Consider the following 272-nt stretch of genomic DNA (forward strand, 5'->3'; position numbering starts at 1 on the left):
GTCGAGGACTTTCAATAAAAGGACAAAAACTATGAGTCAGGTAAAAAAAGCCGTCATACCTGTAGCCGGTCTGGGCACGCGTATGTTGCCCGCCACCAAGGCCATCCCAAAAGAAATGTTGCCTGTGGTAGATAAGCCTTTGATCCAGTACGTAGTCAACGAGTGCGTTCAGGCGGGTTTAAAAGAAATTATTCTGGTTACACATGCCAGTAAAAACAGTATCGAAAACCACTTTGATACTTCGTTCGAACTTGAAACAACTCTTGAGCAGC

1 protein-coding gene is annotated in these 272 nt (G+C 44.5%); it reads left to right on the forward strand.

Annotated elements, in window-relative coordinates:
- Window positions 1-31: 31 nt before the first annotated feature.
- A partial coding sequence (locus NLF92_RS12970; RefSeq protein WP_254102630.1) for a sugar phosphate nucleotidyltransferase occupies window positions 32-272 on the forward strand: 241 nt, incomplete at its 3' end.

It is taken from the genome of Opacimonas viscosa, assembly GCF_024199005.1.
Lineage (GTDB): Bacteria > Pseudomonadota > Gammaproteobacteria > Enterobacterales > Alteromonadaceae > Opacimonas > Opacimonas viscosa.